Source organism: Kitasatospora sp. NPDC056181 (assembly GCF_042266225.1).
Lineage (GTDB): Bacteria > Actinomycetota > Actinomycetes > Streptomycetales > Streptomycetaceae > Kitasatospora.
This window is the reverse complement of record NZ_JBHJUK010000009.1, coordinates 114453-123694: the sequence shown is the minus strand read 5'-3', so window position 1 is coordinate 123694 and position 9242 is coordinate 114453. Positions and strand designations below refer to the sequence as shown.

The following is a 9242-nucleotide window of genomic DNA, read 5'->3' as shown; positions in this document are numbered from 1 at the left end:
TCGTGCCCGGGGCCGCCTTCGCCGTTTCCGCGGGCGTGCCCGCCGGCCGCTACCGGCCGCTGACGTCCGGGGTCGCCGGGTCGGGCCCGACGTGCGGGTCCGTCTCCAGCGGCACCTCCTGGCCGGTCGCGAGGTCGCTCACTCCCCGGCCCGCCAGCGGCTGCTTCAGGTCCACGGACACCGTCTGCCGCTTGGCCAGCTCGGCGCAGGCCTGCCCGGCCGGAACCGGCGCCGCCAGCGTGACCCGGACGTCCACCCGGCCCGGCTTGGACTCGTCGGCCTTCAGCGCGTACCGCTCGCAGACCCCGCCGTAGAACCAGACCGTCAGCTTGTTGCCGTCCGCCCGGTAGGAGATCGCGGGGCGGACCGCCTTCCCGGCCCCCTGCCCGTTCGGGTCCGGCTCACCGACCGCGATGCCGTTGCCCGGGGGACTGGCCGAGGGCGGCTGCGGGTCGGCCGGCTGCGCGGTCGACGAGGGCCCGGGGCCGGGCGTGAACGTCGACGGGCCGGACGACGGGGGCGTGGCCGGCGCAGTGGCGGCGGCGGAGGGCGCCGCCGGGGAGGACGGCGAGGACGAGCTGCCGGAGGACGGCGTCACAGCCGCCGCCGCGGGCTGCGCCGACCCGGTGGCCGCGTCGGAGGCCGACTTGCCGCTCCCGTCGCACCCGGCCACCGTGACCGCCGCCGCCAGCACCAGACCCGCCAGGGCCGCCGCCCGCCGCCCGCGCGACCGGACGGCGGGTGCACCGCCGGTGCGCCGGGGCGTCGGCTCCAGATCCAACAGATCCATCTGAACATCCTCCCGAGGGCTCAGCGGCACCGCCTCCTCGGCCGTACCGCGCGGATGTGACGTGCCCCGGACCAATCCGGTTCCCGTCCGTCCGCCGCTCCGTCCCGGCCCTCGCGCCGGCCCGTCCACGGGGCCGCCCCCGGGGCCGGTTCAGATGCCGTATTCGGCCATCCCGGCGACCAGCCGCTGCGCCCCGGAGGAGACCCGGAAGCCGGCCCGGGCGGGGGCGATCGGCTCGGGACCGGTGGCCAGCAGCGGCCAGAACCGCCGCAGCTGCCGGGAGGAGTCCACCAGCGCGTCCAGGGTCTCGCCGTCCGCGTCGCCCTTCAGGGCAGGCGGAACGCGCAGGTGGGAGTGGCCGGGCTGCAAGTGGTCACTGGGCATCATCGGCGATCGCTCCGATCCACGTGCCGCGGCCGCACTGCCACGGCTCGGACAGGGCCGGACCCGGCCCCTGGCAGCGACCCTAGGCCGACCACCCGGCCCCCACCAGAGCTACCCGGGGGTAGTACACGTTCGACGGTGGCCGGTGCCAATCCCGCCGGTCTTGCCGCCGCCCGCCCCCGGCCGGGTACCGTGGGTGGGTTCACCCCCTGCTTTCCGTGGCCACGCCGCCATCCTGAGGAGACCTTCCGTGCGTATCGCCGTCGCCGGCTCGATCGCCACCGACCACCTGATGACGTTCCCCGGCCGGTTCGCCGAGCAGCTCGTCGCCGAGCAGCTGCACACCGTGTCGCTGTCGTTCCTGGTCGACACCCTCGACATCCGCCGGGGCGGTGTCGCACCGAACATCGCCTTCGGCATGGGTGTGCTCGGGCTGCGTCCGATCCTGGTCGGGGCCGCCGGTGCGGACTTCGCCGAGTACCGCAGCTGGCTGGAGCGCAACAACGTCGACTGCCAGTCGGTCCACATCTCCGAGACGCGGCACACCGCCCGTTTCATGTGCACCACGGACGAGGACCACAACCAGATCGCCTCGTTCTACACCGGGGCGATGGCCGAGGCCCGCAACATCGAGCTGAAGCCGATCGCCGACCGCGTCGGCGGCCTGGACCTCGTGCTGATCGGTGCCGACGACCCGCAGGGCATGGTCCGCCACACCCAGGAGTGCCGCACCCGCGGCTACGCCTTCGCGGCCGACCCCTCCCAGCAGCTGGCCCGCCTGGACGGCGAGGACATCCGGGAGATCGTCGACGGCGCCGCCTACCTCTTCACCAACGAGTACGAGGCCGCGCTGATCGAGAGCAAGACCGGCTGGGACGCCGACGAGCTGCTCACCCGGGTCGGCACCCGGGTCACCACCCTCGGCAGCAAGGGCGTGCGGATCGACCGCAAGGGCGAGCCCCCGGTGATCGTCGGCTGCGCCCCCGAGGACTCCAAGGTCGACCCGACCGGTGTCGGCGACGCCTTCCGCGCCGGCTTCCTCGCGGGCCTCTCCTGGGAGCTGGACCTGGAGCGCTCGGCCCAGCTCGGCTGCATGCTCGCCACCCTGGTGATCGAGACCGTCGGCACCCAGGAGTACGAGCTGCGCCCCGCCACCTTCCTGGAGCGCTTCGAGGGCGCCTACGGCGCCGAGGCCGCCGCCGAGATCCGCGCGCACCTGGTCAAGTAGTCCGCGGGCCCGTGCGGCAGGCCGGCCGGCAGGCTCAGGCCGTGCGCCGCACCAGGTAGGCCGAGCCCCGGTCGCCGCCGTACCCGGCGGCCGGGGCCTCGCCCAGGTACTCCTGCCCGCGCATCCCGCACCAGGCCGGGATGTCCAGCCGGGCGGCCTCGTCGTCCGCCAGCACGGCGACCGTCCCGCCTGGCGGCACCTCGCCGATCCGCCTGGCCAGCTCGATGACGGGCAGCGGGCACCGCTTGCCGAGCGCGTCGACGACGAGCGTCGGCGCCTCCTCCTCCTCCTCCTCCGGCCGTGCGGCCGCCGCCGGGGCGGGCAGGTCCAGCCCGAGCGGGGCACGGACCCGGGCCACCACGTCCGGCAGGACGGTGAGGAAGCGCTCGACGTCCGCCTCGGCCGCGCCGAACGGCAGCGAGACCCGGACGTTGCCCTCGGTGAGGACGCCCATCGCCGCCAGCACATGGCTCGGCGTCAGGGTGGAGGAGGTGCAGGACGAGCCCGAGGAGACCGCGAAGCCGGCCCTGTCCAGCTCGGTCAGCAGCACCTCGCCGTCCACGTACAGGCAGGAGAAGGTGACGAGGTGCGGCAGCCGCCGTACCGGGTCGCCGACCACCTCCACCTCCGGCACCAGCCGGGGCACCCGGGCCCGGATCCGTTCGACGAGGGCGTGCAGCCGGGCGTTCTCCCGGTCGGCCTCGGCCCGGACGGCCCGCAGCGAGGCGGCCGCGGCCACGATCGCGGGGACGTTTACGTAGCCCGGCACCCGGCCGCTCTCGCGCTCGTCGGCCGGCAGCGGCGAGGCGTAGCGGACGCCCTTGCGCACCGCCAGTACCCCGACCCCGGCGGGCCCGCCCCACTTGTGGGCACTGGCCGTCAGCACGGACCAGCCTGCCGGGACGTCCAGCCGCCCGGCGCTCTGCGCGGCGTCCACCAGCAGCGGCACGTCGCCGCAGAGCGCGGCCGTCTCGGCCACCGGCTGCACCGTGCCGACCTCGTGGTTGGCCGACTGCAGCACGGCGAGCGCGGTGTCCGGCCGCAGCGCCGCCGCGAACTCCTCGGGGGTGACCCGCCCGTGGCGGTCCACCGGGACCACCGAGACGGTGCCGCCGGCGGCCTCGTGCCGCTCGGCGGTGTGCAGCACGCTGGAGTGCTCGACGGCGGAGTGCACCAGGTGCCCGCCCCGCCGCCGGTGCCCGGCCAGCGCGCCGAGCACGCCCAGCTGCACCGCCTGCGTGCCGCTCGCCGTGAACGCGATCTCGTCCGGCCGGGCGCCGAGCACCCCGGCGACCGTCTCGCGGGCGGCGTCCAGCAGCATCCGGGCCTGCCGGCCGGAGCGGTAGAGCCGTGCGGGGTCGGCCCAGCCCTCGTCCAGGGCGGCGGTCAGCGCCTGCCGTGCGACGGGGTGGAGCGGTGCGGTGGAGGCCACATCGAAGTACACGGTCACATTTAACGACACACCCGGGTGTATTCCAGGCGCCTTCCCGCGCTCACCGGCCGTCAGTCGATCAACCCGAATGTCCGATTCGTCCGCATCCGACGGACCGTCACCCACGTTGCCCGAGGTCATCCCCCGGTCGGGTGTACGGACCTCGAATGCCTACGATGACCTGCGGCGCAGCCCTTGCCGGGCCTGATCGGGCGACCGGGCGGCGCGTTACCGGGACCTGCCCGTCAGCAGCGCATAAGGCTGGAGTAGGGTTTGGCCCGCATAAGCATTCAAACCGTGCCCGTGGACGGGTCGCCGGGGAGGCTCACAATCCTCCGCGGGGCGACGCGAAGGCGGGCGAGACTTCGGGAAGGCGCTACGTGAGTCCCAACGGCTCCGACCGCTCGCCGCGGCGCACGATGCGGCGGAAGCTGCCTCAGGCGCTGGCACTGGGCCTCGTCATCGCGACCGCCACCGGCTGCTCGGCCAACGACCTCCCCAGGCTTGGCATGCCAAGCCCCGTCACCGTGGAAGGACCCCTGGTCCTCCACATGTGGCAGGGGTCCTGGATCGCGGCACTGGTGGTCGGCGCACTGATGTGGGGTCTGATCATCTGGAGCGTGATCTTCCACCGGCGCAGCCGCACCGGCGTGGAGATCCCCCCGCAGACCCGGTACAACGTGCCCATCGAGGCGCTTTACACCGCGGTCCCCATCATCATCGTCTCGGTTCTGTTCTACTTCGTCGCCCGCGACGAGTCGAGGCTGACCTCCGTCTCCGAGAAGCCCCAGCACACGGTCAACGTGGTGGGCTTCCAGTGGAGCTGGGCGTTCAACTACGAGAACACCGAGAACCCCGACCCGGCCAACAAGGACGCCGCGTACGACGTGGGCACTCCCGCGGAGATGCCGACGCTGTGGCTGCCGGTCAACGAGTCGGTGCAGTTCCGGCTGACCTCGCGTGATGTCATCCACGACTTCTGGCCCATCAACTTCCTGATGAAGATGGACGTCGTGCCGGGCGTGGTGAACACGTTCGAGGTCACCCCGAACGTCAAGGGCGAGTACGACGGCAAGTGCGCCGAGCTCTGCGGCGTCGACCACTCGCGCATGCTGTTCAAGGTCAAGGTCGTCGACCGCGCCGACTACGACAAGCACCTGGCGGACCTGCGGGCCAAGGGCCAGACCGGCGCGTTGCCCTCCGGCATCACGACCATGGGAAGTGAAGAGAAGTGACCATCCTCAACGAGCCCGCCGCGGCCGGCGGGGGCGCCGGGGCCGTCACGGTCGGGGCGCAGCGGACCCGGAAGCCGGGTTCGACCATCATCAAGTGGCTGACCACCACTGACCACAAGACGATCGGCACGCTCTACCTGGGCACGTCGTTCGCCTTCTTCCTGATCGGCGGCATCCTCGCGCTGGTCATGCGCGCCGAGCTGGCTCGTCCCGGGACCCAGATCCTGTCGAACGAGCAGTTCAACCAGGCGTTCACGATGCACGGCACGATCATGCTGCTGATGTTCGCGACGCCGCTCTTCGCCGGCTTCGCGAACTGGATCATGCCGCTTCAGATCGGCGCCCCGGACGTGGCGTTCCCGCGTCTGAACATGTTCGCGTACTGGCTGTACCTCTTCGGCTCGACCATCGCGGTGGCCGGCTTCGTCACCCCGCAGGGTGCGGCCGACTTCGGCTGGTTCGCCTACTCCCCGCTGTCGGACGCCGTCCGCTCGCCGGGTGTCGGCGCCGACATGTGGATCATGGGTCTGGCCTTCTCCGGCTTCGGCACGATCCTCGGTGCGGTCAACTTCATCACCACGATCATCTGCATGCGCGCGCCCGGCATGACGATGTTCCGGATGTCGATCTTCGTCTGGAACGTCCTGCTGACCGCCGTGCTGGTCCTGCTGGCCTTCCCGGTGCTGGCCGCCGCGCTGTTCGCCCTGGAGGCGGACCGCAAATTCGGGGCACACGTCTTCGACCCGGCCAACGGAGGGGCGCTGCTCTGGCAGCACCTGTTCTGGTTCTTCGGCCACCCCGAGGTGTACATCATCGCGCTGCCGTTCTTCGGCATCGTGTCGGAGATCATCCCGGTCTTCAGCCGCAAGCCGATGTTCGGCTACTCCGGCCTGATCGCGGCCACCATCGCGATCGCCGGTCTGTCCGTCACCGTGTGGGCCCACCACATGTACGTGACCGGACAGGTGCTGCTGCCGTTCTTCTCCTTCATGACCTTCCTGATCGCGGTCCCGACCGGTGTGAAGTTCTTCAACTGGGTCGGCACCATGTGGAAGGGCTCGCTGAGCTTCGAGACGCCGATGCTCTGGACGGTCGGCTTCCTGGTCACCTTCCTCTTCGGTGGTCTGACGGGTGTTCTGCTCGCCTCCCCGCCGATCGACTTCCACGTCTCGGACTCGTACTTCGTCGTCGCCCACTTCCACTACGTGGTCTTCGGCACCGTCGTCTTCGCGATGTTCGCCGGCTTCCACTTCTGGTGGCCGAAGATGACCGGCAAGCTGCTGGACGAGCGCCTCGGCAAGATCACCTTCTGGACGCTGTTCATCGGCTTCCACACCACCTTCCTGGTGCAGCACTGGCTCGGCGCGGAGGGCATGCCCCGCCGCTACGCCGACTACCTGGCCGCCGACGGTTTCACCACCCTGAACACCGTCTCGACCATCGGCTCGTTCCTGCTCGGCCTGTCGATCCTGCCGTTCCTCTACAACGTCTGGAAGACCGCCAAGTACGGCGAGAAGGTCGAGGTCGACGACCCGTGGGGCTACGGCCGCTCGCTGGAGTGGGCGACCTCCTGCCCGCCGCCGCGGCACAACTTCCTCACGCTGCCCCGGATCCGCTCCGAATCCCCGGCCTTCGACCTCCACTACCCGGAGATCGCCGCGCTGGACTACCTGGAGAACCACGGTGAGCCGGCCAAGCACCTCGCCGGCGTGACCCCGGCCAAGTACGACGCCCCGAAGCTGGGCAAGGGCAAGAAGGAAGGCGACGCCTGATGAAGGAACAGGGCAAGATCTTCCTCGGCTTCGCGGTCTTCATCCTCGTGATGGCGATCACCTACGGCCTCTGGACGAACCACTCCGAGCACGGGATCGAGGCGGCCGGCACCACCGCGCTGTTCCTCGCCTTCGGGCTCTGCGCCTTCATCGGGTACTACCTCGCCTTCACCGCCCGCCGGGTGGACAGCGGCGCCGGTGACAACCCCGAGGCCGAGGTCGCGGACGACTCCGGTGAGCTGGGCTTCTTCGCCCCGCACAGCTGGCAGCCGCTCTCGCTCGCCATCGGTGGCGCGCTCGCCTTCATGGGCGTGATCTTCGGCTGGTGGCTGCTGTACTGGTCGATCCCGGTCATCCTGATCGGCCTCTTCGGCTGGGTCTTCGAGTTCTACCGGGGCGAGAACCAGAACCAGTAGTTCCCCCCTCTCGCACAGGGCCGGGCTTCCCGCACGGGATGCCCGGCCCTGTTGCGTCCCCGGAGTGAGGCCCTCACTCCGGTGGGTCAACGGCGGGTCCCCCGGATGTCGCTCTTCCGCCCCTCGTTCCTACGATCTGATCAATCGTGCGAACCCTCGGAGGCGGTCATGGCCGACAGGCGCGGAATCGCAGGCATAGGCAGCATCTCGCTGGCCCTCGCAGTGCTGGCCCCGCTGGCCGCCTGCACATCCGGCGGGGACGGCGCCGTGGGCACCGTCCACAAGGTCGACGCGGCCCCGCTGGTGCACCTCTCCGCCGAGGGCAAGGTGGACCCGTCCCAGCCCGTCACGGTGACCGCCGTGCCCGGCAGCCGGCTCACCGACGTCACGGTGCTCGGCCCGGACGGCCGGGTGGTGGCCGGGAAGCTCTCGGAGGACCAGCGCAGCTGGCAGACCACCGGGCGCCTCAAGGCGGCCACCGACTACACCGTCAGGATCGCCGCCGACGACGGCAACGGCGGCCGCGGCGAGACCACCGCGGGCTTCTCCACCCTCGCCGCCCAGCGGCTGCTCACGGCCAAGCTCGGCCCGGACTCCTCCGGCAGCGGCCTCTACGGTGTCGGCCAGCCGCTCACCGTGCAGCTCTCCGAGGCGGTGAAGGACCCGCAGGCCCGCCAGGAGGTCGAGCGCGCGCTGACCGTCACCTCGCAGCCCGCCGTCACCGGCGGCTGGTACTGGGTGGACGACAAGAACCTGCACTTCCGCCCCGAGGAGTACTGGCCGGCCGGGACGACGGTCAGCCTGGCCTTCGACGCCACCGGCAGCCGGATATCCGACGGCCTGTACGGCGGCGACCGTGCCGCCCTGGCGCTGCGGATCGGCGAGCGGGTCGAGTCGGTGGTGGACGCCGCCGCCCACGAGCTCACCCTGAAGCGCGCCGGCGAGGTGGTCCGGACGATCCCGGTGACCACCGGCAAGCCCGGCTTCGACACCCGCAACGGCATCAAGGTGGTGCTCGGCCAGGAGCGCCAGGTGCGGATGAGCGGCGAGACGATCGGCATAGCCGCCGGCAGCTCGGAGTCCTACGACCTCAACGTGGAGTGGGCCACCCGGGTGACCTGGAGCGGCGAGTACGTGCACGCCGCGCCCTGGTCGGTGGGTTCGCAGGGCGTCGCGAACGTCAGCCACGGCTGTACCGGCATGAGCACCGAGAACGCCAAGTGGTTCTACGACAACACCCGGGTCGGTGACCTGGTGACGGTGGTCAACAGCCAGGGCGCCGGCATGGAGCCGTTCGGCAACGGCTTCGGGGACTGGAACGTCACCTGGACCGACTGGGTCAAGCACAGCGCCCTCGGACAGCCCGTCAGCACGACCCCGCCGGCCTCCCGGGCCCCCGCCAGCGGGATCATCCGCCCGGAGATCTGACGGCCCCCGCGGGGGCGTTCAGCCCTCCTGGCCCGGCGCCTCCTGGTAGGCCAGCCGCAGCGCGGTCTCCACGGCCGCCAGGGCGTCCGCGTACGGCACCCCGAGGCGCCGGGCCCGCCCGGCGTACTCGGCGGCGGCCGCGGCGGCCAGCCGGTGGCCCGTGTCGCCGACGGCGGCGATCAGGGTGCCGCGCCGGCCGTGGGTCTCCACCACCCCGTCGCCCTCCAGCTCCCGGTAGGCCTTGGCGACCGTCCCCGCCGCCAGCCCGAGCTGCTCGGCCAGGGCCCGGACGGTGGGCAGCCGCAGCCCGGTCGGCAGCTCACCACTGCGGGCCTGCTCGGCGATCTGGGCCCGGATCTGCTCGAACGGGGGAGTGGCGGAGGCGGGGTCGACGAACAGCTCCACGAGGGCTCCTGACGATGGGGTGAGGGACGGGACGGATACGGCAAAGCCCGAGGGCCGCCCACCAAAAACGGATGTTGTGGGCGGCCCACGGGGTGTCGCGGGGGGCGGACCGGATCACTGGCGGTAACATATAAAAAAAATAAGCAGCCGAC

At 71.6% G+C, this 9242-nt stretch carries 9 protein-coding genes; 5 read left to right on the top strand and 4 right to left on the bottom strand.

The window, feature by feature from the left end; genetic code table 11:
* Positions 1-49 precede the first annotated feature (49 nt).
* Together ACFC1F_RS06660 and ACFC1F_RS06655 are read right to left on the bottom strand one after the other, a co-directional pair.
* The gene (locus ACFC1F_RS06660) at positions 50-790 is read right to left on the bottom strand and encodes a hypothetical protein (protein WP_376156117.1); all 741 of its coding nucleotides are present in this window, start codon (positions 788-790) and stop codon (positions 50-52) included.
* A gap of 150 nt (positions 791-940) precedes the next feature.
* Positions 941-1177 (bottom strand): hypothetical protein, encoded by a 237-nt coding sequence (locus ACFC1F_RS06655; RefSeq protein ID WP_209411901.1) that lies wholly within the window; start codon positions 1175-1177, stop codon positions 941-943.
* Positions 1178-1424: 247 nt separating this feature from the next.
* Here ACFC1F_RS06655 and ACFC1F_RS06650 point away from each other — a divergent pair, with 247 nt between their 5' ends.
* Positions 1425-2402, top strand: coding sequence for a carbohydrate kinase family protein (locus ACFC1F_RS06650; protein WP_209411902.1), 978 nt, complete (start codon positions 1425-1427; stop codon positions 2400-2402).
* Positions 2403-2436: 34 nt separating this feature from the next.
* On the opposite strand, the gene ACFC1F_RS06645 is transcribed toward ACFC1F_RS06650, so the two are convergent.
* Positions 2437-3846, bottom strand: coding sequence for a cysteine desulfurase/sulfurtransferase TusA family protein (locus ACFC1F_RS06645; RefSeq protein WP_376156116.1), 1410 nt, complete (start codon positions 3844-3846; stop codon positions 2437-2439).
* 368 nt (positions 3847-4214) lie between these two features.
* Between ACFC1F_RS06645 and coxB the strand changes: the two genes are divergently transcribed.
* From coxB to ACFC1F_RS06625, 4 genes are all read left to right on the top strand, one after another.
* Complete coding sequence (coxB, locus tag ACFC1F_RS06640; RefSeq protein ID WP_209411904.1) at positions 4215-5069, top strand: cytochrome c oxidase subunit II; 855 nt, start codon at positions 4215-4217, stop codon at positions 5067-5069.
* On the top strand, positions 5066-6841 hold the full coding sequence (ctaD, locus tag ACFC1F_RS06635; protein ID WP_209411905.1) for a cytochrome c oxidase subunit I: 1776 nt from the start codon (positions 5066-5068) through the stop codon (positions 6839-6841). The genes coxB and ctaD overlap by 4 nt, the downstream gene beginning before the upstream one ends.
* Positions 6841-7257: a cytochrome c oxidase subunit 4 gene (locus ACFC1F_RS06630; RefSeq protein ID WP_209411906.1), complete on the top strand. Its 417-nt coding sequence runs from the start codon at positions 6841-6843 to the stop codon at positions 7255-7257. Before ctaD ends, ACFC1F_RS06630 begins: the two co-directional genes overlap by 1 nt.
* A 168-nt stretch (positions 7258-7425) precedes the next feature.
* On the top strand, positions 7426-8685 hold the full coding sequence (locus tag ACFC1F_RS06625) for an Ig-like domain-containing protein (RefSeq protein WP_376156113.1): 1260 nt from the start codon (positions 7426-7428) through the stop codon (positions 8683-8685).
* 18 nt (positions 8686-8703) lie between these two features.
* Here ACFC1F_RS06625 and ACFC1F_RS06620 read toward each other — a convergent pair whose 3' ends face one another.
* Positions 8704-9090, bottom strand: coding sequence for a GntR family transcriptional regulator (locus tag ACFC1F_RS06620; protein WP_376156111.1), 387 nt, complete (start codon positions 9088-9090; stop codon positions 8704-8706).
* Positions 9091-9242 lie beyond the last annotated feature (152 nt).